Source organism: Pseudomonas sp. BR20 (genome assembly GCF_050780135.1).
In the GTDB taxonomy this organism is placed as follows: domain Bacteria; phylum Pseudomonadota; class Gammaproteobacteria; order Pseudomonadales; family Pseudomonadaceae; genus Aquipseudomonas.
Map to the genome: position 1 here is coordinate 978,168 of NZ_CP172012.1, position 25,859 is coordinate 1,004,026.

General features: G+C 61.8%; 24 protein-coding genes. 11 read left to right on the forward strand and 13 right to left on the reverse strand.

The features are described from left to right. Positions 1 to 44 precede the first annotated feature (44 nt). Entirely contained in the window at positions 45 to 788 is a 744-nt protein-coding gene (locus ACHPFG_RS04245; protein ID WP_339452538.1) for an energy transducer TonB, read from the forward strand. Then, positions 781 to 1,233, forward strand: coding sequence for a ribosomal protein S18-alanine N-acetyltransferase (gene rimI, locus ACHPFG_RS04250; RefSeq protein ID WP_003188286.1), 453 nt, complete (start codon positions 781 to 783; stop codon positions 1,231 to 1,233). Before ACHPFG_RS04245 ends, rimI begins: the two co-directional genes overlap by 8 nt. 59 nt (positions 1,234 to 1,292) lie before the next feature. Here the strand turns inward: rimI and ACHPFG_RS04255 are convergent, their stop codons facing one another. Then, entirely contained in the window at positions 1,293 to 1,697 is a 405-nt protein-coding gene (locus tag ACHPFG_RS04255) for a serine kinase/phosphatase (RefSeq protein WP_131700454.1), read from the reverse strand. 151 nt (positions 1,698 to 1,848) lie between these two features. Here ACHPFG_RS04255 and can point away from each other — a divergent pair, with 151 nt between their 5' ends. Continuing rightward, positions 1,849 to 2,493: a carbonate dehydratase gene (gene can, locus ACHPFG_RS04260; RefSeq protein WP_003188288.1), complete on the forward strand. Its 645-nt coding sequence runs from the start codon at positions 1,849 to 1,851 to the stop codon at positions 2,491 to 2,493. On the opposite strand, the gene ACHPFG_RS04265 is transcribed toward can, so the two are convergent. The 5 genes from ACHPFG_RS04265 to ACHPFG_RS04285 all read right to left on the reverse strand — a co-directional run bounded on the left by ACHPFG_RS04265 (position 2,490) and on the right by ACHPFG_RS04285 (position 8,091). Then, positions 2,490 to 3,002: an SET domain-containing protein-lysine N-methyltransferase gene (locus ACHPFG_RS04265; protein WP_431701673.1), complete on the reverse strand. Its 513-nt coding sequence runs from the start codon at positions 3,000 to 3,002 to the stop codon at positions 2,490 to 2,492. The genes can and ACHPFG_RS04265 overlap by 4 nt on opposite strands. 145 nt (positions 3,003 to 3,147) lie before the next feature. Continuing rightward, positions 3,148 to 4,317, reverse strand: coding sequence for a hypothetical protein (locus ACHPFG_RS04270; RefSeq protein ID WP_431701674.1), 1,170 nt, complete (start codon positions 4,315 to 4,317; stop codon positions 3,148 to 3,150). A gap of 121 nt (positions 4,318 to 4,438) precedes the next feature. After that, on the reverse strand, positions 4,439 to 6,139 hold the full coding sequence (locus ACHPFG_RS04275) for an acid phosphatase (protein ID WP_431701675.1): 1,701 nt from the start codon (positions 6,137 to 6,139) through the stop codon (positions 4,439 to 4,441). Positions 6,140 to 6,226: 87 nt separating this feature from the next. After that, a complete protein-coding gene (locus ACHPFG_RS04280; protein ID WP_141605450.1) occupies positions 6,227 to 6,547 on the reverse strand; it encodes a hypothetical protein in 321 nt (106 codons plus the stop codon). 125 nt (positions 6,548 to 6,672) lie between these two features. Further along, on the reverse strand, positions 6,673 to 8,091 hold the full coding sequence (locus ACHPFG_RS04285; protein ID WP_431701676.1) for a short-chain fatty acid transporter: 1,419 nt from the start codon (positions 8,089 to 8,091) through the stop codon (positions 6,673 to 6,675). Positions 8,092 to 8,276: 185 nt separating this feature from the next. On the opposite strand from ACHPFG_RS04285, the gene ACHPFG_RS04290 reads away from it, so the two are divergent. Beyond that, positions 8,277 to 9,566 carry an MFS transporter gene (locus tag ACHPFG_RS04290; protein WP_184744910.1) on the forward strand — a complete coding sequence of 430 codons (1,290 nt, stop codon included), beginning with the start codon at positions 8,277 to 8,279 and terminating at the stop codon, positions 9,564 to 9,566. A gap of 3 nt (positions 9,567 to 9,569) precedes the next feature. Here the strand turns inward: ACHPFG_RS04290 and ACHPFG_RS04295 are convergent, their stop codons facing one another. Continuing rightward, entirely contained in the window at positions 9,570 to 10,940 is a 1,371-nt protein-coding gene (locus ACHPFG_RS04295; RefSeq protein ID WP_431701677.1) for a gluconate:H+ symporter, read from the reverse strand. Between the two features lie 184 nt (positions 10,941 to 11,124). On the opposite strand from ACHPFG_RS04295, the gene ACHPFG_RS04300 reads away from it, so the two are divergent. The 3 genes from ACHPFG_RS04300 to ACHPFG_RS04310 are packed head-to-tail and all read left to right on the forward strand — an operon-like array spanning position 11,125 to position 16,635. Then, complete coding sequence (locus ACHPFG_RS04300; RefSeq protein WP_431701678.1) at positions 11,125 to 12,345, forward strand: TolC family protein; 1,221 nt, start codon at positions 11,125 to 11,127, stop codon at positions 12,343 to 12,345. Between the two features lie 18 nt (positions 12,346 to 12,363). Continuing rightward, a complete protein-coding gene (locus tag ACHPFG_RS04305; RefSeq protein ID WP_431701679.1) occupies positions 12,364 to 13,470 on the forward strand; it encodes an efflux RND transporter periplasmic adaptor subunit in 1,107 nt (368 codons plus the stop codon). Positions 13,471 to 13,488: 18 nt separating this feature from the next. Next, positions 13,489 to 16,635: a CusA/CzcA family heavy metal efflux RND transporter gene (locus ACHPFG_RS04310; protein ID WP_431701680.1), complete on the forward strand. Its 3,147-nt coding sequence runs from the start codon at positions 13,489 to 13,491 to the stop codon at positions 16,633 to 16,635. On the opposite strand, the gene ACHPFG_RS04315 is transcribed toward ACHPFG_RS04310, so the two are convergent. The 3 genes from ACHPFG_RS04315 to ACHPFG_RS04325 form a co-directional block, all read right to left on the reverse strand. Next, positions 16,559 to 17,995, reverse strand: coding sequence for a heavy metal sensor histidine kinase (locus tag ACHPFG_RS04315; RefSeq protein WP_431701681.1), 1,437 nt, complete (start codon positions 17,993 to 17,995; stop codon positions 16,559 to 16,561). The two genes, ACHPFG_RS04310 and ACHPFG_RS04315, sit on opposite strands and share 77 nt — an antisense overlap. Next, complete coding sequence (locus ACHPFG_RS04320; RefSeq protein ID WP_131700444.1) at positions 17,992 to 18,666, reverse strand: heavy metal response regulator transcription factor; 675 nt, start codon at positions 18,664 to 18,666, stop codon at positions 17,992 to 17,994. The genes ACHPFG_RS04315 and ACHPFG_RS04320 overlap by 4 nt, the downstream gene beginning before the upstream one ends. Before the next feature lie 338 nt (positions 18,667 to 19,004). Then, on the reverse strand, positions 19,005 to 20,324 hold the full coding sequence (locus ACHPFG_RS04325) for an OprD family porin (protein WP_431701682.1): 1,320 nt from the start codon (positions 20,322 to 20,324) through the stop codon (positions 19,005 to 19,007). Between the two features lie 225 nt (positions 20,325 to 20,549). Between ACHPFG_RS04325 and ACHPFG_RS04330 the strand changes: the two genes are divergently transcribed. Both ACHPFG_RS04330 and ACHPFG_RS04335 read left to right on the forward strand, forming a co-directional pair. Continuing rightward, the gene (locus tag ACHPFG_RS04330) at positions 20,550 to 20,882 is read left to right on the forward strand and encodes a DUF2790 domain-containing protein (RefSeq protein WP_431701683.1); all 333 of its coding nucleotides are present in this window, start codon (positions 20,550 to 20,552) and stop codon (positions 20,880 to 20,882) included. Between the two features lie 109 nt (positions 20,883 to 20,991). Further along, positions 20,992 to 21,567 (forward strand): flavin reductase family protein, encoded by a 576-nt coding sequence (locus tag ACHPFG_RS04335; protein WP_431701684.1) that lies wholly within the window; start codon positions 20,992 to 20,994, stop codon positions 21,565 to 21,567. Positions 21,568 to 21,573: 6 nt separating this feature from the next. Here ACHPFG_RS04335 and ACHPFG_RS04340 read toward each other — a convergent pair whose 3' ends face one another. Further along, positions 21,574 to 22,383, reverse strand: a complete 810-nt coding sequence (locus tag ACHPFG_RS04340) for an AraC family transcriptional regulator (protein ID WP_131700442.1) — start codon at positions 22,381 to 22,383, stop codon at positions 21,574 to 21,576. Positions 22,384 to 22,520: 137 nt separating this feature from the next. Between ACHPFG_RS04340 and ACHPFG_RS04345 the strand changes: the two genes are divergently transcribed. Both ACHPFG_RS04345 and ddlA read left to right on the forward strand, forming a co-directional pair. Beyond that, positions 22,521 to 23,159: a LysE family translocator gene (locus ACHPFG_RS04345; RefSeq protein WP_431701685.1), complete on the forward strand. Its 639-nt coding sequence runs from the start codon at positions 22,521 to 22,523 to the stop codon at positions 23,157 to 23,159. 44 nt (positions 23,160 to 23,203) lie between these two features. Beyond that, positions 23,204 to 24,298, forward strand: coding sequence for a D-alanine--D-alanine ligase (ddlA, locus tag ACHPFG_RS04350; protein WP_131700440.1), 1,095 nt, complete (start codon positions 23,204 to 23,206; stop codon positions 24,296 to 24,298). Positions 24,299 to 24,324: 26 nt separating this feature from the next. Here ddlA and ACHPFG_RS04355 read toward each other — a convergent pair whose 3' ends face one another. Further along, complete coding sequence (locus ACHPFG_RS04355) at positions 24,325 to 24,639, reverse strand: helix-turn-helix domain-containing protein (protein WP_090409699.1); 315 nt, start codon at positions 24,637 to 24,639, stop codon at positions 24,325 to 24,327. Positions 24,640 to 25,114: 475 nt separating this feature from the next. Further along, complete coding sequence (gene pgeF, locus ACHPFG_RS04360) at positions 25,115 to 25,837, reverse strand: peptidoglycan editing factor PgeF (RefSeq protein ID WP_431701686.1); 723 nt, start codon at positions 25,835 to 25,837, stop codon at positions 25,115 to 25,117. Positions 25,838 to 25,859 lie beyond the last annotated feature (22 nt).

Sequence of the window (25,859 nt, forward strand, 5' to 3'; positions counted from 1 at the left end):
GAGCTGTGCTTATCGAGTCCCGACGTCGCGCTTACTTGACCGCCATGCAGGTGGTCAACTGGCTGCCCCGCACCGAACTGCCGTTCGCCGCCCCGTCGCGGCCCGAGCTGTTAGAGGCGCTTGAGCCCTATGAGGCGTTCGAGACCTCGGGCGAGGAGGCCGCCGCCCCGGTGGTGGTGGCCAAGCCCGTGCCGCCTGCGCGGCCAGCGGTCGAACGGGCCAAGATCGAAGTGCCACGTCCCTCGCCCATGGCCAAGCCGGTGGTAGCCGAAGAGGCAGCCCCGGTGGTCAAGGCCCCGGTGGTGCCGCCACCGCGTTTCGCCCTGCAACTGCTGCGGGCCGGGCGCTGTCTGCTGCTGGTGGAACTGCCCACCGGCGAACGCTTCCAGACCCGCGACCCCGCCTACATGCTGCTCAAGGACATGCTGCGCGCCGCCGGCCTGCCCGACAGCCCGCAAATCGTCGGCGACCCGGTCCGTTGGCCGCTGCTGGTACGCGGCACCATGGACCAGGGACCGGAAGCGGCGCGGGATTTTGTGCAAGGCTTCGTCTCGGCGCGCCTGGAAGACGAACCCTGCGTGTGCCTGTGGCTGATCGGCCTGCCCGCCGTACGGTTTGCCGGCGAAGCGAACGCCGAAGCCTGGTACCGCGAACTGCAGGTCGAGGGCCTGGGTTCTGTATGGGCCCTGCCGGGCCTGGAATTATTAATGGAAGAGCCACAGCGTAAGGCTGATGTCTGGCAAGCCATGCGCCGGCTGATGGCGCGCTGGAAAACAACCGATGAGTGAGGCTTTATCCTTCCGCCCGATGACCGAGGCCGACCTCGACGCCGTGCTGAAAATCGAATACGCGGCGTTCAGCCACCCCTGGACTCGCGGGATCTTTCTCGACGGGCTGGGCAAGTACCAGATCTGGCTGATGTTCGAAGGCGAGCAGCAGGTCGGCCACGGCGTGGTGCAGATCATCCTCGATGAAGCGCATTTGCTGAACATCACCGTCAAGCCGGAAAACCAGGGCCGTGGCCTGGGGTTGGCGCTGCTGGAGCACCTGATGTCCCGTGCCTATGCCGCCAATGCGCGGGAATGCTTCCTGGAAGTGCGCGACAGTAATACCGGTGCGTTCCGCCTGTATGAACGCTATGGCTTCAACGAGATTGGCCGTCGTCGGGATTACTACCCGGCTGTTGGTGGTCGTGAAGATGCGGTGGTCATGGCTTGCACCCTGGTCGACTGAGCACACAAAACCCATGTGGGAGAGGGCTTGCTCCCTCCCACATTCAGCTGTGCGGTGTGTCAGCGGTTACCGTCTACCGGGTCGATATCAGCCAACTCGGCCTCATCCAGCCCATTCCCGCCGCCAATGTCATCTTCATCCACAATGCTCAGGTCAAAATCCGCCGGGTTGTCTTCACCCGCCTCCCGAGCATCCCGCGCACCATCTTCATGGATCAGCGTTTCCGGGCTCATATCATCATCGGTCGACTCATGATTATCGGTCGAAGCCCCGGTCATTCCTGCCTCGCGCACCCGTTCGTCGGGCATCAGGTGTTCACGCTCGCCACGCGGAATCTCATTGCCAATCTCCGCCGTCGGTTCTTCCTCGTCAAAATCCAGCTCGCGCATCGAGCCCATGCGATCTTCGTTGTCGTCAATCGGTTCGGGCTGTGTAGCGCCGTAGGGACGTCGTGATTCAGTCATGGCCAATCCTCATACTGTGGGGCTTATAGTGTGTGGACAGGCATGGCCCCCCAAGATTCAAGTAATTGCCCGCCGGCTATCTTTATGATCGGCGTGACCCGGACGGGCGGTCGTCTGTCAAAGCTGCGCATCATTCCTGAGGCTTTCCCTGATGAACGAACTACAAGACCTGCTTGATAACAACGAACGCTGGGCGGATGCGATCAAACAGGAAGATCCCGAATTCTTCGCCAAGCTCGCCCGCCAGCAGACCCCTGAATACCTGTGGATCGGTTGTTCCGACGCCCGGGTACCGGCCAACGAGATCGTCGGCATGCTGCCCGGTGACCTGTTCGTACACCGCAACGTGGCCAACGTGGTGCTGCACACCGACCTCAATTGCCTGTCGGTGATCCAGTACGCCGTCGATGTACTCAAGGTCAAACATATCCTCGTCACTGGCCACTACGGCTGCGGCGGCGTGCGTGCCTCGATGCAGGACCGCCAGTTCGGCCTGATCGACGGCTGGCTGCGCACCATTCGCGACCTCTACTACGAAAACCGTGACGTGCTGGCCCAATTGCCGACCGAAGAGGAACGTGTGGACCGCATGTGTGAGCTGAACGTGATCCAGCAGGTGGCCAACGTCGGCCACACCAGCATTGTGCAAAATGCCTGGCACCGTGGGCAGAGCCTGTCGATCCACGGCTGCATCTACGGCATCAAGGACGGCCGTTGGAAGAGCTTGAACACCACCATCAGTGGTTTTGAGCAGTTGCCGCCGCAGTATCGCCTGCGTCCGCTGGGCGAAGCCTAAGGCCGTTTGCGATCGCGCCAGCGGGTCATGAATGCCTGGCCCTCGGCGTTCAAAAGCTCTGTGCTGCCGGTGATCCACCCCCGGCAGTTCAGCTCGCCGCATTGGCAGGCGAACTGCCGGAACAAGGCGTCCTCGGTGCTGGCGTAATCCAGGGTCAGCGGGGCGCCGGCGGCTATGGGCTGCACGGTCCATAGCTCCAGGTAGGTGGTGTCGAAAAACACATTAGGATTGCAGGAATGCCGCAGCAGGCCGCAGAACCAGCTGTCGTACAGGTGGATGCGGGCGGACAGTTGCAACGTACGTGTGCGTCGCTCGTTCACGGCGTAACCGGACACTCGGGCAATGCGCACGCGGCCATCGAAACTCACGCGAGCCCTGACGCCGCCGTCGTCGCGCTCAACCTTAAAGTGCTTGGCCGATGGATAGCCCTGTTCAACGAGCAGTGTCTTGAACGGGTACAAACAATCACCCACAGCGGTTTTAGCCTGGTCCATGGCTTGAGTTTTCATAACTCTCCTTGGTGAGGCTGCATCGACCTGCGGGTGGTGGCTGACTACCAGTCTTGCAGCGGATGTGCCCGGCCCAAGACTCGCTGAACATGGAGCCGATTTCTACTGTCAACTTTGACAGTAGAAATCGGTTTTTTTTGGCTTTCTACAGCACAGGCGCCGTGATGGTGGGGGCGGGCGCTGTGTTCTTCAGCTGTTTGAGCTGTGTTTTGATCGCGGGCGTGGCGCATTTGGCGTTCGCCTGTTCCGGGGTCAGGTTGCGCACCGAGGTGTAGAACAACTCACAGGTCTGCTCTTTGCGCGTGACCTGCCAGGTGTTCATGCAGGCCTTGAGCAGTACATTCGGATTGCTCGCCGGTTTCTGGCCCATTCCGGCCTGCCAGCAGGCGGCGCTCAAGTCCTGGCCCATCACTTTTAAACCCGCATCGTCGGCTTTCTGCTCGTTACCGTCATAGGTGTCCGGGCTGGCCGCGTACCAGATGTAGCTGGGGTGGTTGGCGCCCAGCACCGAGACGGTCTTGCCCGCGGCAGGGCTGATCTGCGCCAGGCCCAGCACACCCACGGTTTGCCCGTATTGTTGTTTGATCCAGCTGCGCACCGGCGCGCCGAACGCGACCATTGGCAGCGAGCCGTTGGGGTGCAGGCTCAGTTCGCTGACCATGCGGGTCTGGTAGTCGGTGAAGTAGCTGTAGACGTTCTCCAGGTCCTTGCCCGCATTGGAAGGGGCGGCGATGGGCGCGATATCGATGATGGTCTGGTAGGCCGGGGTTTCGGTGGCCGGCACGCCGTTATCGGTAAGCAGGCTGGCCCAGCGGTCGGTGGTGGCCGACTCCAGGTAATCCTGGGCCTGGGTCAGCGAATAATCCGGCGGAAAATGCAGCAGCTCGATGCTCTTGCGGTTTTCCAGGGCCATGCCCAGCGGCAGGAACAGGTACCAGTTGTAAGCCCACTTGCCGTCGCTGTTGAGTTTGCTCGCGCCCTGGTAGGCCAGGTCAGCGGTATTGAGCAGCGCGGTCAGGGGCTGGCCGTAACTGTCGGGTACACCGCTGAAGGTCGCGGCGAGCTGCCCTTCATGGTTTTTGACGCTGACCTTGGCTCGGCTGTAGCCGTCACGCTGCAGGCTTTGGTTGAGGTAGTGCTCGGCGGTCTGCTCCAGCGTCCATGGCCGAAAGCAGACCACATTGCAGTTATTGGGGTAAGCGAACAACTGGGTGACCCGTTGCGTGCTGCCCAGAGGGACTTCGATGTCGGCGTGTACGACCGCACTGCTCATCAGTGCGGCCAGGGTGAAGGACAACCTGGTCGGTTTGAACATACTCGATTCCTTGTCAGCGAAAGCCCGTCTGCGCGGGATGAAAGCCCACCCCCTCACAGTAGCGGTTGACCAGGAAAACCGCGTGCTAAATCGCCAGGCATGTCGCTATTGGATAAGCGTCCTACACGCTGAACTGCAACGCGTTGCTCAAGTCCCCCATGGGTTTCTGGCCGCGGGTAATCATGGCGTCATCGCGTTGCTTGAGCCCGTCCAGGGTCTCCAGCTGGAAGACCCGCGTTATCAAGCGCAGGATCGACGCGGTGTCGTACACCGTATGGTCCACGGTGCCTTTGCGCGCGAAGGGTGAGACCACCAGCGCCGGAACCCGCGTGCCTGGGCCCCAGCGGTCGCCTTTGGGTGGGGCGACGTGGTCCCACCAGCCGCCGTTTTCATCGACGGTCACCACGACCACCATGTTTTTCCACTGCGGGCTTTCCTGCAGCACCTTCAAGGCGCGGACGATATGGCGGTCGCCCGAGGCAATGTCAGCGTAACCCGCGTGCATGTTCAGGTTGCCTTGTGGCTTGTAGAAACTCACGGCCGGCAGCTTGCCGGCCTGGGCATCGGCGAAGAACTTGTTGGTGCTCGCCTCATCGCCCAAACCGCCATCGCGCAGGCGCTTGTCGCGCTCCGCACGGTTCTCGGGGCCTTGCTGCTTGAAATAGTTGAACGGCTGGTGGTGGTACTGGAAGTTTGGAATCTTCGGAATGCCCCCCGAATCCTTGAACTGATCCAGCGTTGCCTGCCATGCCCCCGCGTACCACGCCCAGTCGACGTTCTTTTTCGACAACTTGTCGCCGATATGTTCGTGGGTCTGCGGCACCAGCACATTGGGCAGGTCGGCTTTTGCGTAGTCCGGGTTTTCCGGGTCACGAATCCAGGTCGGCCAGTAAGGCGGCGCCAGGGTGTTCACACCGTAGCCGTCCGGGGTCAGCGCGCTGGGGCCGAACTGCGGCGGGCCGGTCATGGCGCTGGCCGGGGATTTATCCAGCGGCTTGAGACGCGGGTCGGTGGGGTCATCGCTTTGCAGCGTGGCGATCTGCGCCTTGGCCACCGACTGCGCGGCATTTGGGTAAAACGGCGCGGTGGCGCTGATCAGGTATTGATGGTTGAGGAACGAGCCACCAAACGCCCCCTGGAAGAAGTTATCGCAGAGCACAAACTCCTTGGCCACGTCCCACAGGCGCAGGGAATAACGGCTCTGGGCGTAATGGCCCATGACCAGGCCACCGGAGTCGGCCCAGGCGACGAAACCGTCGTTCTTGCCGCCGTTGATCTGCATCTGATTCTGGTAGAACACGTGCCACAAGTCGCGAGTGACGAGGCTCAAAGGCAGGTCTTCAGCGTTCGGGCCCTTGAGGGCGAACGGCGCGTTGGGCAGGTTTTCCTGGAATTGCACTTCGCTGGGGTAAGTCACCCCATCCACGCTTTGCGGGCCTACTTGCAGCACACCGCCCCAGGTCGGGGGCAGGGTGGTCAAGAGGCTGCCGTCGCGGTCGCGTTGCTGCGTGTCGGCGGCAGAAAGCGCCGACAGCGGTTTCTCAACGCCTGGGAAGTCCGCAAACAGGTTGTTGAAGCTGCGGTTCTCGGCATAGATCACCACCACGGTCTTCACCTGGTCGCGCAACGCCTTGTCCAGCTCCTGCGGCGTGAGCGGCCGCGCCACGGGCTTGCCGGGCGCCTCACTGCTATTGCCGCAGGCACTCAAGGTCGCGCCAACCCCCAACACCGCCGCGCCCCCCAGGAAGCGCCGACGGCCGGTGTCTACCGGCGGTTGGGCTATGGAATCGGGGGAAGGGCGGTCTTCGTGATCATCACTCATTGCGGGGAGTCCTTGCGGGCGAGATGTTGCAAGATATTTCGCAGGACGGTAGCAATGCAATGTGACGGAACGAAGACAGTCAGGTGATCACAGCAGACGCAGTGCCAATTGGCTGCCGGCGCGCAAGTACTCCACCTGAGCCGTCACGGCATCCTTGACGATTGCCTCGCCGGTGTCAGTCAGGGTGGCTTTTTTTGCATCGATAACGCTGGTCTGTAGCAGTTGCATGGCCACATCTATGGCCTTCTGGAAGGCCGTCACGTTGTTATGCAGGCCGAATTCCTTGATAACAGCGTCCATGCGGCGATCGGCGTCGTCTCGCAGGGTCTTGTACTCGACGAACGATACGTTGTCGTCCTTGTAAATATCATCGAGCAACTGCTCCAGTGATTTGGATAAGGGTGTCATCGGATTTTCCTTGTGCTATGTGAGGAGGCAGCCAAGGTTAATCAAAGGGGCTGGCAGGAGGAGCCAGGGGTTGTCACCTTATTGAGTAGGACAACCCCGACGCACTTCATCAGAAACACCGTGCTCTACGGCATGACGGGCGGCAAATACTTCAACGTCGTCCCCAATGCCCACAGCAGGAACAACACCAGCGGCGTATGCACCAGCAGCTGCACAAACGAAAACCCGATCAAATCCCGCGCCTTCAACCCTAAAACCCCCAGCAACGGCAGCATATAGAACGGGTTGATCAGGTTCGGCAGCGCTTCGGCGGCGTTGTAGATCTGCACCGCCCAGCCCAGGTGGTACTGCAGGTCATTGGCCACTTGCATCACATAAGGCGCTTCGATAATCCACTTGCCGCCGCCCGACGGAATAAAGAAACCCAGCACCGCCGAGTACACGCCCATCAGCAGGGCATACGTGTCGTGGGAGGCGATGGAGGTGAAGAAGGTCGAGATATGGTGCGCCAGGGTCTGGCCGTCGCCGCCCTTGACCACGGTCATCAGCGCCGCAATCGAGCCGTACAGCGGGAACTGTATCAACACGCCGGTGGTGGTCGGCACTGCACGGGCCACCGCATCGAGGAAGCTGCGCGGGCGCCAGTGCAGCAGGGCGCCGACCATGATGAACAGGAAGTTGTAGGTGTTCAGCCCTGAAATCGCGCTGATCGCCGGCTTGCTCGAGAACTCATGGAACAACCAGCCCGCCGCCAGCAATGCCAGCAGAATGGTCAGCAACGGGCTGTGTTCCAGCCATTCGCCGGGGCGGGTCGGTGGTTGCAGCTTGGACAGGTTGAAGGCCGGGTCGACGCCACAGGCCTCGGCATCACGGGCGCTGTTGGGGCCGGGCGCGGTGGCGTAGGCGATGATCAGCGACACCACGATCAGCGCCAGCAACAGCACGCCGGATTGCCACAGGAAGATGGTGTCGGTAAACGGGATCACCCCGGTGATCGACAGGATCGACGGCGGCAAACTGGCCGGGTTGGCCTGCAATTGTGCGGCTGATGACGACAACCCCAGCGCCCACACCGCGCCCAGTCCCAGGTAGGCCGCCGCACCTGCAGCACGGTAGTCCATGCGCAAATCCGTACGACGGGCCAGCGCACGCACCAGCAAACCGCCGAACACCAGGGACAGGCCCCAGTTGAGCAGCGACGCCACCATGGAGATCAACGCGACCCACGCCACGGCGGAGCGGCCGTTCTTCGGGATGCGTGCCAGGCGGTCGATCAGCTTGACCGCCGGCGGCGAGCTGGCGACCACGTAACCACCGATCACCACGAAGGCCATCTGCATGGTGAACGGGATCAGGCTCCAGAACCCGTCGCCAAAGGCCTTGGCGGCTTCGGTCGGCGCGGCGCCCATGCCCAGGGTCGCGACGGCGACGATGATCACGGCGAGGGCGGCAAACACCCAGGAGTCGGGGAACCAGCGCTCGGCAAAGTTCGAGCAGCGCAGGGCAAATCGGGCATAGCGGCTTTCTTCGATAGCATCGGCCACGAGTCTTTCCTCTTGTATTTATTATGGTGTCGGCAATTTTCCGGCATGTTCCGCTACGGCCATTGATATGGGAATGCAGTTATCTTCATCGATCCATGAGGAAAACAAATATATCTGCCGCGATTGCCATCAACCGGCTCAGCTCATAACCTGCACGCCATTTTGTTTGTCTGCCGAGCCTCCACATGACTGCCACCTCTGTTCCACAGGCGCAGCGTTTTTCCCGCTCCGACTACAAAACCCTGGGCCTGGCCGCCCTGGGCGGAGCCTTGGAAATCTACGACTTCATTATCTTCGTGTTCTTCGCGCTGACCCTCAGCCAACTGTTCTTCCCGCCAGAAATGCCCGAGTGGCTGCGCCTGCTGCAAAGCTTCGGCATCTTCGTCACCGGTTACCTGGCGCGCCCGCTGGGCGGCATCCTGATGGCGCACTTCGCCGATCACCTGGGGCGCAAACGCGTGTTCAGCCTGAGCATCCTGATGATGGCATTGCCCTGCCTGCTGATCGGGATCATGCCCACCTACGCACAGATCGGCTACTTCGCACCACTGATCCTGCTGGTGCTGCGCGTGCTGCAAGGTGCAGCGGTGGGCGGTGAAGTGCCCAGCGCCTGGACCTTTGTCGCCGAACACGCACCGCGCAACCATCGTGGCTATGCCCTGGGCTTCCTGCAAGCGGGCCTGACCTTCGGCTACCTGCTCGGCGCCCTCACCGCCACGCTGCTGGCGCAGGTCTTCACCCCGGCCGAAATCCTCGACTACGCCTGGCGTTTTCCCTTCCTGCTCGGCGGTGTGTTCGGCGTGATCGGCGTGTGGCTGCGGCGCTGGCTCAGCGAAACCCCGGTATTTCTCGAAATGCAGGCCCGCCGCCAGGCCGCCGCCGAGATGCCGCTGCGCACCGTACTGCGTGACCATCGCGCCGTGCTGCTGCCGGCGATGATCCTCACCTGCGTGCTCACCTCCGCCGTGGTGGTGCTGGTGGTCATCACCCCGACCATGATGCAGAAAACCTTCGGCATGAGCCCCAGCCACACCTTTGCCTTGAGCGCCCTGGGCATCGTCTTCCTGAATATCGGCTGCGTCCTCGCCGGCCTGCTGGTGGACCGCATCGGTGCCTGGCGCGCGGTGCTGGTCTACAGCCTGCTGCTGCCAGTGGGTATTTTCCTGCTGTACGCCAGCCTGATCAGCGGCGGCATCTGGCTTGGTGCGGCGTACGCGGTAGCGGGCTTGAGTTGCGGGGTGGTCGGTGCGGTGCCGTCGGTGATGGTCGGCCTGTTTCCGGCGCAGGTGCGGGTGTCGGGCATTTCCTTCACCTACAACATCGCCTATGCGCTGTGGGCAAGTACTACCCCGCTGATGCTGATCGCGCTGATGCCGACCAGCCCGTGGATTTGCGTGGCGTATTGCGTGGTAATGGGCGCGGTGGGTGTGGCGAGTGTGGCGCTGTTTGGTAAGCGCCACACGTTGGCGGCCTGAAGGTCAGGTCAAGAAGTGCCACAGCACCAGCGTACCGACCAACCCGACGACCGAAACAATCGTCTGCAACACCGACCATACCCAAATCGTCTGTTTCAGCTGCAAGCCAAAGTACTCGCGCACCATCCAGAACCCCGCATCGTTGACGTGGCAGAAGAACACCGAGCCGGCGCCGATCGCCAGCGCCACCAGTGAGCTTTGCGTCGCCGCCAACCCGGCCATCATCGGCGCGAGGATGCCGGCGGTCGTGGTGGTGGCGACAGTGGCCGAGCCGGTGGCCTGGCGCAGCGCCACCGCGATCAACCAGGCCAGCAGCAGGTACGGCATGTGCGCGCCTTCGGCGACTTTGCTGATGGTCTGGCTGACGCCGGCGTCGAGCAGGGTTTGCTTGAGGCCGCCGCCGGCGCCGATGGTCAACAGCAACACGGCGATGGGCGCGAGGGCCTTGCGCAGGGTGTTGCCGACTTCGGCGCGAGGCATCCCGGCGGCCCAGCCCAGGCAGATCACGGCGGCGATCACCGCCAGGCCGAGGGCGATCAGTGGTTCGCCGAGGAATTTCAGAGTCAGGCCCACGCTGCTTTCCGCTGGCAGCGCGACTTTGGCCAAGGTGCTGCCGAGCATCAGAATCACCGGCAACAGAATGATCAGCAATGACACGCCAAAGCTCGGCTGGCGCGGGGCCTTGGGCGGGGCGCTGAACAGCGCGCCGATGTCGGCCGGCTCATCCACATGCAGGCGCTTGGACAGCCAGTTGCCATAGAGTGGCCCGGCGAGGATCACCGCCGGCACCGCCAGGCAAAAGCCCAGCAACATGGTCAGGCCCAGGTCGGCGTGCAACGCGCCCACCGCAATCAGCGGCCCCGGGTGCGGTGGCATCAAGGCGTGCAAGGTGGTCATGCCCGCCAGCGCCGGGATGGCGATTTTCAACAGCGGCTGGTTCGACCGTTTGGCCATCACAAAGATGATCGGCACCATCATCACCAGGCCCACTTCGAAGAACAGCGGCAGGCCGATCACCATCGCCACCAGCGCCATCACCCATGGCAATGACTTGCCCTTGCCCAGCCCGAGGAGGGTGGTGGCGATGCGATCGGCCGCGCCGGATTCTGCCATCAGCGCACCCAGCATCGAGCCCAGGGCAATGATGATCCCGGCTTCACCGAGGATCGCCCCGGCGCCCTTGCTGAAGGCCTTGGCCACCTCTTCCGCTGGCAGCCCGGCGCCGACCCCGGCGATAAAGGTGCCGATCAGGATCGACAGGAACGGCGGCAACTTGGTCGCGCTGATCAGCACGATGATGCTGGCGATGGCCAGTAGTACGCAGAGCATGAGGCGGGTGTCGTGAAGCATCCACGCGGCAGTCGATAACGCCAAGACGGGACTCCTTATCGAACAGGTTGGGAAAATTGTTTCTTTTTGTTTCCTGCTCCAAAAGCATACCTGATAACGCCCGCCCCAGAGCCATTGCTGTCGGATTTGTAATCTTTGCTCCACCGCTCTGATAAGTCGCGAACGCTACATTGCCCCCGCTTGGACTTCTTGGGCGTGGAACTCTCGTATGGCAATTTCCGTTAAAAAACTCTTGGGCGCGACGCTGTTGTGGGGAGCTGCCAGCATTGCCCAGGCACAAACCCTTACCCTCGACGCCGCCCTGCAAACCGCCTTCGCCAACAACCCCGACCTGGCGGCCGCGCAATGGGACATCGAGATCGCCGAGGGCGGTCGCCAGCAGGCCGGGCTGATCCCCAATCCGGTGGCGTCCTGGGATGCCGAAGACACACGTCGCGATACGCGCACCACCACACTCAAGCTAAGCCAAACCCTGGAGCTGGGTGGCAAGCGCGGTGCCCGCATTGACGTGGCGACACGTGCCCAGGACGCCGCCGCACTGACCTTGGAACAGCGCCGCAATACGTTGCGGGCCGAGGTGATCGACGGCTACTACGGTGCCCTGCGCGCCCAGGAACGTCTCGATCTGGCCCAGCGCTCCCTGGCCTTGGCCGAGCGCGGGCTGGTGGTCGCCAACGGCCGCGTGACCGCCGGCAAATCCTCACCGGTGGAAGCCACACGGGCCCAGGTGCAGTTGTCGGAGATCCGCCTCGAATTCAACCGCGCGCAAATGGGCCTTACCGACGCCTATCGCCGCCTGGCCGCCAGTACCGGCAGCGCGGCGCCCGACTTCCAGGCCGTCGCCACGCCAAGCCACTCCACACCGCCGTTGCCGTCCGCCACGCAACTGTTGGCGCGCCTTGAACAGACCGCCGAACTGCGCCTGGCAGAACTGCAGATCGTGCAGAGCGAAGCCAGCGTGGGCCTGGAAAAAGCCCAGCGGATTCCCGACCTGGATGTGTCCATTGGCAGTCAATACGACGCCAGTGTGCGCGAGCGGGTGAACCTGGTCGGTGTATCGATGCCGATTCCGTTGTTCAACCGCAACCAGGGCAACGTACTTGCCGCCACGCGCCGTGCCGATCAGGCCCGCGACCTGCGCAACGCTGCCGAATTGCGCCTGCGTACCGAAACGCGCCAGGCCCTGGACCTGTGGCAAACCGCGAATACCGAAGTGCGCGCATTCAACCAGCAGATCCTGCCCGCCGCCCAAAGCGCGGTGGACAGCGCCACCCGCGGCTTCGAGATGGGCAAGTTCAACTTCCTCGACGTGCTCGACGCCCAACGCACCCTGATCGCGGCGCGCACCCAATACCTTGCGGCCACCGCCCAGGCCACCGATGCCTGGCTGCGCATCGAACGGATTTACGGCGACCTCGCCCGGTTTTGATTTTTTCTGGAGTGCCTTATGAACAAACGACACGGCGTGGCGCTTGCCGTCGCCTTGGGCCTGATGCTGTCCGGCGTTACCAACGCCGAGGAAGAAGAAGGCACGCTCGAGCTGACTGAACAGCAAATCCAGGCCGCCGGCATCGAACTCGCCGAGGCCCAACCCCGGTCGATCAGCACCCTGCTGACGCTGCCGGGGGAGGTGCGTTTCGACGAAGACCGCACCTCGCATATCGTCCCGCGCGCGGCCGGCGTGGTGGAGTCGGTGAAGGTCAATCTTGGCCAGGCAGTGAAGAAGGGCGAGTTGCTCGCGGTGATCGCCAGCCAGCAGATTTCCGACCAGCGCAGTGAGCTGGCGGCCAGCGAGCGTCGGGTTGAACTGGCGCGTATTACCTTTCAGCGTGAACGCCAGTTGTGGCAGGACAAGATCTCCGCCGAACAGGATTACCTGCTGGCGCGCCAAACCCTGCAAGAAGCCGAAATCGCCTTGAACAATGCCCGCCAAAAAATGACCGCACTTAGCGGCAACACCGTGCTGGTCGGCGGCAATCGTTACGAACTGCGTGCGCCTTTCGCAGGCGTGGTGGTGGAAAAACACCTCGGTGTCGGCGAGGTGGTGAGCGAGACCAGCAATGCCTTCACGCTTTCTGACCTGTCACAGGTGTGGGTCACCTTCGGCGTATTTCCCAAGGATTTGAACAAGGTCCGGCTCGGCAAACCGGTGAAGGTCAGCTCCACGGAAATGGGTACCGATGTGCAGGGCACCGTGGCCTATGTCGGCAATTTGCTCGGCGAGCAAACGCGTACCGCCACCGTGCGCGTGACGGTGCCCAACCCCGATGACGCCTGGCGTCCAGGGCTGTTTGTCACCGTGCAACTGGCCACGGACACCTACCAGGCCAAGGTCACCGTGCCGCACACGGCGATCCAGACCGTCGAGGAAAAACCGTCGGTATTCGTGCGCACGCCAGACGGTTTTATCACCCGCCATCTCGAACTGGGCGCCAGTGAAAACGGCTACGTCGAAGTGCGCCAGGGCCTGGAGGCCGGTGCCCAGGTGGCTACCACCGGCAGCTTCATCCTCAAGTCCGAATTGGGCAAGGGCTCGGCCGAGCACGCCCATTGATCCTGCGAGTGATTTCTCATGTTTGAGCGCCTTATCCAATTCGCTATCGAGCAGCGCATCATCGTGCTGCTGGCGGTGCTGTTGATGGCCGGTGTCGGCATCGCCAGCTACCAGAAACTGCCCATCGACGCGGTGCCCGACATCACCAATGTGCAGGTGCAGATCAACTCGGCGGCGGCCGGTTTTTCGCCGCTGGAAACCGAGCAGCGCATTACCTTTCCCATCGAAACCGCGATGGCCGGTTTGCCGGGGCTGCAGCAGACCCGTTCGTTGTCACGCTCCGGCTTGTCCCAGGTGACGGTGATCTTCAAGGACGGCACCGACCTGTTCTTTGCCCGCCAGTTGGTCAACGAGCGGCTGCAGGTGGCCCGCGAGCAATTGCCTACGGGGATCGAAACCGCGATGGGGCCGATTTCCACCGGCCTCGGGGAAATTTTCCTGTGGACCGTGGAGGCCGAAGAGGGCGCCCGCAAGGACGACGGCACGCCTTACACGCCGACCGACCTGCGGGTGATCCAGGACTGGATCATCAAGCCGCAACTGCGCAACGTGCCCGGTGTGGCCGAGATCAACACCATCGGCGGCTTCGCCAAGGAATACCAGATCGCCCCCGACCCCAAGCGCCTGGCGGCCTACAACCTGACCTTGAACGATCTGGTCACGGCGCTGGAGCGCAACAACGCCAACGTCGGCGCCGGCTACATCGAGCGCAGCGGCGAGCAATTGTTGATCCGCGCGCCGGGGCAGGTGGCGTCCATCGACGACATCGCCAATATCGTCATCACCACGTCCGACGGCACGCCGATCCGCGTGCGCAATGTCGCCCAGGTCGAGATCGGCCGTGAGCTGCGTACCGGCGCCGCCACGGAAAACGGCCGCGAAGTGGTGCTGGGCACGGTGTTTATGTTGATCGGAGAAAACAGCCGCACCGTGTCCCAGGCGGTGGCTTCCAGGCTCGAACAAATCAATCGCTCGCTGCCCGAAGGCGTGGTGGCGGTTACCGTCTACGACCGCACCAACCTCGTCGAAAAAGCCATTGCCACCGTGAAGAAAAACCTCTTCGAGGGTGCGCTGCTGGTGGTCGCGGTGCTGTTCCTGTTCCTCGGCAATATCCGCGCGGCGCTGATCACCGCGATGGTGATTCCCCTGGCAATGTTGTTCACCTTTACTGGCATGTTCACCAACAAAGTCAGCGCCAACCTGATGAGCCTCGGCGCGCTGGACTTCGGCATTATCGTCGACGGCGCAGTGGTGATCGTCGAGAACGCCATCCGCCGCCTGGCCCATGCGCAGCAGCGCCATGGTCGCTTGCTGACCCGCAGCGAGCGCCTGCACGAGGTGTTCGCTGCGGCCAAGGAAGCGCGGCGTGCGCTGATCTTCGGGCAGCTGATCATCATGGTCGTGTACCTGCCGATCTTCGCCCTCACCGGCGTGGCCGGGAAGATGTTCCACCCCATGGCGTTTACCGTGGTGATCGCGCTGCTGGGGGCGATGATTTTGTCGGTGACCTTCGTGCCGGCGGCGATTGCGCTGTTCGTCACCGGCAAGGTCAAGGAAGAAGAAAACCTGGTGATGCGTACCGCACGCCGGGCCTATGCGCCGGTGCTGGACTGGGTGATGACCCGCCGGCCGCTGGTGTTCGGTCTGGCCGTGCTGACCATCGTCGCCTCGGGCGTGGTGGCCAGCCGCATGGGCAGTGAGTTTATCCCCAGCCTCAGTGAGGGCGACTTCGCCCAACAGGCCCTGCGCGTGCCCGGCACCAGCCTGACGCAATCGGTGCAGATGCAGCAGCAACTGGAAAAAACCTTGATGGCCCAGGTGCCGGAAATAGAGCGGGTATTTGCACGTACCGGTACGGCGGAAATCGCCTCCGACCCGATGCCGCCGAATATTTCCGACAGCTACGTGATGCTCAAGCCGAAGGATCAATGGCCAGATCCGAGCAAGTCCCGCGAAGCTCTGATCGCCGATATCCAGCGCGCCAGTGCGATTGTGCCGGGCAGTGCGTACGAGTTGTCGCAACCGATCCAGCTGCGTTTCAACGAGCTGATTTCCGGGGTGCGCAGCGATGTCGCGGTGAAGGTATTTGGCGACGACATGGCGGTGCTCAACACCACCGCCGCAGACATTGCCGAGACCTTGCAAGGCCTCGAGGGGGCTTCGGAAGTGAAGGTCGAACAGACTTCCGGCCTGCCGGTGCTGACTATCAATATCGACCGTGACAAGGCCGCGCGCTTTGGTCTGAATGTCGGCGATGTGCAGGACACCATTGCCGTTGCCGTCGGTGGGCGCCAGGCCGGTACCCTGTATGAAGGTGACCGCCGCTTCGACATGGTCGTGCGCTTGTCCGACGCGCTGCGTACTGATATCGACGGTTTGTCGCGGCTGCTGATTCCGGTGCCGGCGCTGGCCGGGAATGCGGCGGGGCAGTTGGGGTTTATTGCGTTGTCCCAGGTCGCCAGCCTGGACCTGGTGCTCGGCCCGAACCAGATCAGCCGCGAGAACGGCAAGCGCCTGGTGATCGTCAGTGCCAACGTGCGCGGGCGGGATATGGGGTCGTTCGTGGAGGAGGCCGAGGCGGCGATCACGGCGCAGGTGAAAGTCCCGGCAGGTTACTGGACCACATGGGGCGGCCAGTTCGAACAACTGAAGGAAGCCTCCGAGCGTTTGCAAATCGTGGTGCCGGTGGCGTTGCTGCTGGTGTTCGGATTGTTGTTCATGATGTTCAACAACCTCAAGGACGGGCTGCTGGTGTTTACCGGGATTCCGTTCGCGTTGACCGGTGGGATCATGGCGCTGTGGCTGCGCGATATTCCGCTGTCGATCTCCGCAGGCGTTGGCTTTATTGCCTTGTCCGGCGTGGCGGTGCTCAACGGCCTGGTGATGATTGCCTTCATCCGCAACCTGCGGGAGGAAGGGCGCTCGCTGTCGGTGGCCATCCACGAGGGTGCGCTGACTCGCCTGCGCCCGGTATTGATGACCGCACTGGTGGCCTCCCTGGGGTTTATCCCCATGGCCCTGGCCACCGGCACCGGCGCCGAAGTGCAGCGTCCGTTGGCGACGGTGGTGATCGGCGGGATCATTTCTTCTACGTTGCTGACCTTGCTGGTGCTGCCGGCGCTGTACCAGTGGGCACATCGCAAGGAAGAGGAAATACCAGGCTGAACCGTGTAAACCGGCCTGGCTGGCTGCTGACGTCGGCGTGCCCCTGATGCAGGTGCATGATCGACTGCACAATGGCCAGCCCCAGCCCGGTGCCACCTTCGGCGCGGGTACGGCTGCTGTCGGCGCGGTAGAAACGTTCGAACAGATGCGGTAGGTGGTGCGCTTCGATGCCACGCCCGGGGTTGCCCACCGACAACGACACGCTCTGGTCGTAGGTCTCCACCAGCAGCAGCACGCTGGAGTCTTCGGGCGTGTGGCGAATGGCATTGGACAGCAGGTTGGAAATGGCCCGCTGGATCATCAGGCGATCACCTGTCACCCAGGCGTCGCCGCGCAGGTTGAGGCTCACGTTTTTGTCTTCGGCGCTCAGGGCGAACAGTTCCATCACCCGTTGTGCCTCCGCCCCCAGCGACACCGTGCCGAACCCGGCTCGCGCCGCCGGATGGCTGACTTGAGCGAGAAACAGCATGTCGGAGACCATGCGCGACAGGCGCTCCATTTCCTCGGTGCAGGATTCCAGTCCGGCCTTGTATTCCTCACTGGGCCGTTCACGGGACAGGGTCACCTGGGCCTTGCCCATCAGGTTGGTCAGCGGTGCACGCAGTTCGTGGGCGAGGTCGTCGGAGAACTGCGACAACTGCTGCACGCCGGCGTCCAGGCGATTCAGCATTACGTTGATGCTTTGCGCCAACTCGCCCAGCTCCTTGGGCAGGTTGTCGATGGATAAGCGGTGTGTCAGGTCCTGGGTCGTCACTTGGGCAGCGACATGGCTGAACTGCTTCAAGGGCGCCAACCCGCGTTGCACCAGCCCCCAGGCGCCCATGCCGATAAGAATCAGCAGCATCGGCAGGGCGATGAGGGTGGCGCGCAGGTAGGCACTGAGCAGCGCCTGGTCATCCCTGCGGTCCAGCGACAGCAACACGCGCACGCGCTCGCCGCTGGCCAGGCGCATCAGGCTGGAGGCACTGAGTACCTGGTTGCCGTCTTGGTCTTCCCAGTTGAGGTAACCGAGGGTTTCCCTGGGGGAAAAGTCGGTCAGTAACGGTTCCTGGGGTTTGGCGCCGACACTGAGCAGCACGGCGTTATCGGGCGCGGTGCCGACGACGGTCAGGTAAAAATTGTCATGGCCCATCACCAGGTCCAGCAACGAGTGGGGGCGGGCTTTGATTCCGTGGGTGTCCAGGCCCACCGCCAGGCTGTGCTGGATCTGCTCCATCTTGCTTTCCAGGCCCTTGCGCGCGAGCTTTTCCAGCTCATGGGTCAAGGCCAGGTAGGCCAGGGTCGCCAGCAGTACGACCAGCCCCGCGCCCATCAGGCTGACCGTCAGCCCCAGGCGCATCGACAGGCTGCTGGTCCTCATTGGCGCGCCTCCAGCACATAACCCACGCCGCGAATGGTATGGATCAGCTTGACCTCGCTCTGGTCATCGACCTTGCCGCGCAGGCGGCTGATGGAGACTTCGACCACGTTGGTGTCGCAGTCGAAGTTCATGTCCCACACCAGCGAGATGATCTGCGTGCGGGTCATCACCTCCCCGGCCTGGCGCATCAACACATGCAGCAGGGCGAATTCCTTGGTGGTCAGGTCGATGCGCCGGTCGCCGCGATAGGCGCGATGACGACGCGGGTCCAACTCCAGGTCCGCGACGCGCAGCACATCCGGCAGCGGGATATGTTCGCTGCGGCGCAGCAAGGTGCGCACACGGGCCAGCAGTTCGGGGAACTCGAAGGGTTTGACCAGGTAATCGTCGGCGCCCATGTCCAGGCCCTTGATCTTGTCGGCCAGGCGGCCACGCGCGGTCAGCATCATCACGCGCTGGTTGCCGTCACGGCGCAGTTGCTCGAGTACCTCCCAGCCGTCGGTGTTGGGCAGGTTCACGTCGAGGATCACCAGTTCGTAGGTGTGCTGCCTGGCCAGGTGCAGGCCGTCGATGCCGCTGGCGGCGCAATCGACGACGTAGCCACTTTCGGTCAGGCCTTGCTGCAAGTAGTCGGCGGTTTTCTGCTCGTCCTCAACCACAAGGATACGCATGGGAATTTACCTTCAAGGAAAACGAAAGGAGATGGCCTCATAGAGGCTGAATAGGCTGTAGGAAAACTCTGAAGCCTGAAGTAGCTTTAAGGTCAAGCCGCGTCAGGCCAGTGCGACGATTCGTCACTGACCGGGCACACAAAAAAAACGCCCCGGCTGGGGCGTATAAAATTCATCTCTGTTCCAAAGGAGCTACACAAAAGCTGCAGAGATGAGATGTGTTCGATGCGCAGTATAAAAAGTGCAACTTAACGAGAAGGTGAGGCCGATATTACAGTTCTGACAGACTTCAACCTGTGAAGAGATGTAGGGCATCGGCAAGTGAATGTAAGCGCGTCTTAAAGAATCGCCAGTGGGTATTCGACAATCACGCGAACTTCTTCAAGGTCGGACTCAAATGAACTTGAACGCACGGTGGCCTGGCGCAGCCGCAGCGATAAATCCTTCAAGTTGCCGCTTTGCACCACGTACTTGGCTTCGATATCCCGCTCCCAGCGGCGTTGGTCGGTGAGCGGATCGCCGGCGGCATCGCGGCGCATATACACCGCGTTGGCGTTGCTGTAGTCGGCGCCGGTGCCCTTGCCGTAGCGGGTCATGAACGACAGGCCGGGAATGCCGAATGGCTGCATGTCCAGGTCGTAGCGCAGCATCCACGAGCGCTCCTTGGGCGAGTTGAAGTCGCTGTACTGGATTGAGTTGTTGAGGAAGATCGAGTCCGACTGACGCAGGTAATCGAAGTCGTCATCGCCGTTGTTGCGCTGGTGTGACACAGCCAGGCTGTGGGCGCCCACCTTCACGCCGAGCCGGGCGCTCCAGATGGAGTTGTCGAATTCACCCAGCAGCTTTTTGCCTTCGTCCACAGCCTTGTAGTAGTTGACGTCGCCGAACAGCGAGACGTCTTCGTTCAGCGGGTAACTGGCGGCGCTGCCGACGTAGTACTGGTCCCAGGCGTCCTTCAAGCGGCTGCTGTACAGGCTCAGGCTGAGGTGTTTGTTCACGGCGTAGTCGCCGCCGAAGTAGCCGATCCAAGGTGAATCGACCGGGCCGGCGTAAAACGTTGCGAACCCTTTGTTCATGCCGCTTTCGTTGGGTTGGCTCATGCCGCTCAAGCGCCCGCCCTGCAAGTTCAGGCCCTCCAGGCTGGTGTTCTGCAGGGTCACGCCACGGAAGCTTTCCGGCAACACCCGCGAATCGCCGTAGGCCACCACGGGGGTCAGCGGGAACACGTCGCCGGCCTTGATCACCGTGTCCAATACCCGCAGTTTCGCCGCGCCGCCGACCTTGCTGTAGTTGTCTTCGGGATGGTTGTTGCTGTCCACCGGCAGCACGCCGAACGAGCCCTTGCCGCCGCTGCGGCCGGTACCCGAGTCGAGCTTCACGCCGACCATGGCGAAGGCGTCCAGGCCAAACCCCACGGTGCCCTGGGTAAAGCCGGATTCGAATTTACCGATCAGTCCCTGGGCCCAGGCTTCGGAATAGCCATTCCCGGTGGGGCTGGATTGGCCTTTGCGGTCATCGCGGTTGAAGTAAAAGTTGCGCGCCAGCACGTTCACGCTGCTGCCTTCGATAAACCCTTCAGGTTTGTCTTCCGCGGCCACGGCTGCCAGGGGCAATGTGGCGATCAGTGAAAGGGGAAGGGTGTAATAACGGATCCGCATGTTTCGCTCCTCGGTATTGGCAGTTATCAGCTTCTTATGGAGGCGGGCGTTCTTATTGATCTGGCCCGGGCTGATAGTTGCAAACCGTGGATAACGATTGGGTGGCGTGAACATTACAATTCTGGAAGCTCGCCACCACCTAACAAATAAGTAATGTTCTGGTGAACATCGCGTCAGGGTTCGTTCGTTAGTCTCGGCACTGAACTTTCAGTCGAGGAACAGGTGATGAACTTTTATAAAACCGCTCTGGGTGTATTAACGGCCGTCCTGTCTTTCGGTGTATTGGCCGAAGGCGGCGGTGATCGCACCTTTGCCCTGATGATGGAGCGCAATGAAAAGGCCATGGCCGATTACGCCGTGAGAAACGGCAAGCCGGTGCCTCAAGTGCAGGCCTATCGCTATGGGATGAAGCTGGACATTGCCAAGGTGGTCAACGTGACGCCGCCGATCCGCGCGTGCAACACCGTGCCTTCGCGCATGACCTATGAAGACTCCAGCGGCAAGCTCACGACTTTGGAGTACCAAGTCATGGGCGTGTGTCGAAATAACGGCAGTTAAGTGTGCTGGCGCTCAACGCGTAGGGCGATTCGCTAACCAACTGTCGAGCTGATCCATAGGACTCATGCTTGAGGTATCGTAGGTTTTTCGTTTGAAGAGCCTATCCTCCATGAACCCAGCCCACTGTCGCCCCGTCCCGCTGTCAAAGGCCTACCGTTTGCTCAACCACGGCCCAACCGTGCTGGTCAGTGCGGCCCACAACGGCCAGCGCAATATCATGGCGGCTGCCTGGGCCATGCCGCTGGATTTCGAACCGCCGAAAGTCGCGGTGGTGTTGGACAAGGCCACCTGGACTCGCCAATTGCTGGAAGGCGCCGGCACCTTCGTGCTGCAGGTGCCCTGTGTGGCCCAGGTCGACCTCGTGCAGACGGTCGGCAATACCACCGGTACCGAGCGCGACAAATTCGCTGCTTATGGCCTGCAAACCTTCAGCGGTGAACACAGCGACGCGCCCTTGCTGGAAGGCTGCGTAGCGTGGCTAGAATGTCGCCTGCTGCCCGAACCTCACAACCAGCAGACTTATGACCTGTTCCTCGGCGAAGTGGTCGCAGCCTATGCCGATGAGCGGGTGTTCAGCGAAGGCCACTGGCACTTCGAAGGGCATGATGAATTACGGACTTTGCATCATGTGGCGGGAGGGCATTTCCTGACCATCGGCGAGCCCATCGATGGGCACTCGCTCTAAGCGTACTCAGCGCCCGAGCATCTTCACCCAACGCGACGGCGGCATACCGTAGGTGCTGCGAAATTGCCGGGTCATATGACTCTGGTCGGTGAAGCCGGCGATCAGCGCGGCGTCCACCAACGACTGTCCCTGCGCGAGCAGACTGCGCACCAGGTCCAGCCGACGCATCGTCAGGTAGCGGTAGGGGCTGGTGCCGAACAGCACGCGAAAATCCCGCGACAATGCCCAGCGGTCGCGGCCGGCGTGGTCGGCGATTTCATCCAGGGTGATGCTGCGGCCCAGGGCGCTGTGGATAAACTCCCGGGCGCGTTCGGCGGCGACGTAATCGAACGCCTTGCGGCTGACGAGGGCGCCAGCGGCGTTGCTCAGCGCGTGGGCCAGGTCGAACATCGCGTCCTGTTCCTGCAACGGGTCAATCGGATGATCGAGGTTCTGCAACAGCACTTCGCTGGCGCGGAACAGCCTGGGGTCAGTGGATAAACCACTGGGGATAAACGGCAACGGCTTGCCGCCGAGGATCTGCTGGATCAGCGACGGCTCCACGTAAATCATCCGGTACTTGAAACCTTCGTCACTGCCGGCGTGTCCGTCGTGGGTCTCATCGGGATGGAGCACCATGGTCGTGCCGGGCAGGCTGTGGATCATGTCGCCGCGATAGTGAAAACTCTGCACGCCAGACAAGGTACGCCCGATGGCATAGGTGTCATGGCGATGCGGGTCGAAGGCAAAGCCTGCAAAGTACGCCTCGATACGGTCCAGGCCGCTGGCATGCGGGGCGCGGTGCAGCCAGTCGAAGTTGCGGGTCGGTTTGCCCATGGCGGCTTGTCACAAGGAGAGGTGGAAATACGTTAACCCAGTCTGCATCCCTTGTCTGCCGGGGTCTTGTACGATTGTGCGGGCGGTGGGCGAGGTCTATGCTCCTTGCTCGTGCCCTGCGCTGATGGAACTGCCCAATGGAATTTATCAACCCCGCCTACGTGGCTCCCCTGGTCTCGCTGGCCCTGTTGTGGACAGTGGCGGTGGTGACGCCTGGGCCCAACTTCTTCAACACGGCGCAGTTGGCTGCCAGTTGTTCGCGCCGCCATGGCGTGGTGGCTTCGGCGGGCGTGTCCACCGGCACGATCATGTGGGGGCTGGCGGGTGGCCTGGGCATCAAGTCGCTGTTTACCGCCGCCCCCATGTTGTACCTGGCGTTCAAGATCATCGGCGGCTGCTACCTGATTTACCTGGGGCTGAAACTGTTCAAACGCTCGGTGCCAGCCATGGGCCAGAGCCCGTTGCCGGACGAAGCGCGCCGCTCGTTGTTTTCCGCCTGGCGCCTGGGGTTGCTGGGCAATCTGTCCAACCCCAAGGCCGCGTTGTTCGTCGCCACCATCTTCGCCTCCACCATGCCGCCGTCGCCGTCGCCGATGCTGCTGACCCTGGCGGTGATCACCATGGCCACCTTGTCGTTCAGCTGGTATTCCTGCGTGGCCCTGGTGTTTTCCAGTGCGCACATGGCCAACCTCTACAGCCGCTCGCGCAAATGGCTCGACCGTTTTGCCGGCGGTTGCTACGTGTTGTTCGGCGCACACCTGGTAGCGAATCGCTGACCGTCCGTGGTAAGAAGCCTTACTTTCGACAGTGAGGCCGAGTCATGAGCAAGGTGCGGGTGGGGATTATTTTTGGTGGTCGTTCGGCCGAGCACGAAGTCTCGTTGCAGTCGGCGCGCAATATTGTCGATGCACTCGACCGCACACGCTTCGAGCCAGTCCTGATCGGCATCGACAAGGCCGGCCACTGGCACCTCAACGACACCTCGAACTTCCTGATCAACCAGGAAAACCCGGCACTCATCGCCCTTAACCAATCCAACCGTGAACTGGCGGTGGTGCCCGGCAAGGCCAGCCAGCAGGTGGTGGAAACCTCCGGCAACGGCCTGCTGGCACACATCGACGTGATCTTCCCCATCGTCCACGGCACCCTCGGCGAAGACGGCTGCCTGCAAGGCCTGCTGCGCATGGCTGACCTGCCTTTCGTCGGCTCCGACGTGCTCGGCTCGGCGGTGTGCATGGACAAGGACATCAGCAAACGTCTGCTGCGCGACGCCGGCATTGCCGTGACGCCGTTCATCACCCTGACCCGCAGCAACGCCGCGCGTACTTCCTTTGACACTGCGGTGAATAAACTCGGCCTGCCAATGTTCGTCAAACCGGCCAACCAGGGTTCTTCGGTGGGTGTGAGCAAGGTGGGCAACGAGGCTGAGTACCACGCCGCGGTTGAACTGGCCCTGGGTTTTGATCAAAAGGTGCTGGTGGAATCGGCCGTGCGCGGCCGCGAAATAGAATGCGCTGTGCTGGGTAACGAAAACCCGGTCGCCAGCGGCTGCGGCGAGATTGTGGTGAGCAGCGGTTTCTACTCCTACGACAGCAAATACATCGACGGGCAGGCGGCCCAGGTGGTGGTGCCGGCTGATATCAGCCATGAAGCCAGTGAGCGGATTCGCCGCTTGGCCCTCGAGGCGTTTGACGTGCTGGGTTGCGCGGGGTTGGCGCGGGTCGATGTATTCCTGACCGACGATGGCGAAGTGCTGATCAACGAAATCAACTCACTGCCCGGCTTCACTCGCATCAGCATGTACCCCAAGCTGTGGCAGGCGGCGGGGATGAGCTACAGCGAGTTGGTGAGCCGGTTGATCGAGCTGGCGTTGGAGCGGCATGCGGGGCGTAAGGGGTTGAAGATCAGCCGTTGATCCTCAGGGAGTGGCCAGTAACGCCATCAGGCGTTACTGAGGACTTCCCGAAAAACGTCTGGTCTTATGGCCGCAATATGCAGCAGTGAGCGTGCTGCGCCGGAGGGGGAACGACGCCCCTGTTCCCACTCTTGAAGGGTTCTTACCGAAACCCCCAAAAGCTCGGCAAATTTGGGTTGCGACAGTCCTGTCTTGCTTCTTGCTTCGGCAGCTTGAGTGATTTCGATCTGCTGCACGGCGCCGTAGCGTCCTGCTTTAACATCCTGAATAGCGCTCAGTAATTCTTCGCCGATATTGCGTTTGGCGTCACGTTCCTTCAGTTGTTTATCAGTGAGTGGCATGGTTCATCTCCTTCGCAATTTTGTACAGGATGGGCGCTGGAATATTCTCCGTAGCGCCCTTGCCGTAAATCAGTAGGGCTACTATTGCTCCGCAAGCCAATTGAGTGGTGTAGATGACTCGCACGGCCCCCCTTTTGCCCTGACCCTCCAAGCACCAGCGTACTTTTCGGCAACCGCCCGAGCCAGGAACAACATTCCCGGCATCGGGATGGCTGGCAAGAAACGCCATGAAAATACCCTTTTCATCTTCGCTCCAATAGTCAGGCCATAGTTTGCTGAACAATGGAGATTCTATGATCGTTAACACGAGAAATTCTACGTCTTTGACGTAGCCCCTGGCAAGAAAGTGCGGGCCAGAAAATCGCAGGTGAAAAGGCGCCGCTCAAGAGGGGGTTTATCGCAAAAAATGACATGGCATTTTGCGATCTGAAGACATGTAGAGGATTTGAGAAAGAGTGTTGTAGGCCTTCTCGTGTCAGTCTGTACGAGCAATCCACGAATAAATCAACGTCTTCGCTTCGTCCGGCTGATGCGTCCTTCTGCGGTAGCTGGCAAACGTCGGCGACGTGCAGTAGGTGCACACCTCGCTCACGTCGATCTGCTCACGCTTGACGCCCGCCGCTTGCAGCAGCAACAACCCATACCCGCTCAAGTCAAACCACGCACTGCCTGCTTGTCGTGCATGGGGCGGAGTAATTTCCGGCGACCGCAGCGGTGCCGGTTGCACGAAGCTCCACGGTGCCTGGGCGTGTTGCCACAGGTGCCCTTGGTCACTCTGGAAGTCGGCGATAAAGCCTTCGCTCACTTCATAACAGCACGGCTTGATCGATGGGCCGATAGCCACTTGCAGCTGGTCGGCTGCAATCCCTTCGGCGGCAAAGCGCTGCATGACGTTGGCGATAATCCCGCGTTGCAGCCCCTTCCAGCCGCCATGGACTGCGGCCACCCGTTCGCCCGTTTTCGACGCGAACAGAATGGGCAGGCAATCTGCGGTGATCACCGCGATCGGGTGAGCGTGGTGCGTCAACACACCATCGGCCTCGATCGTATTGGCCACCTGGCCCGCCTGCCATTCAATCACCGAGGCGCTGTGCACTTGCTTGCAGATGAATACTTCATCCGGGCGCAGCGGGTCGTCGATCGAACAGAAACCGTGGTCGATGCCAGGGATGGCAGCGAGATTTTCAGCCTGGTGCAAGGGATTCCCTCCGTTCACTAAA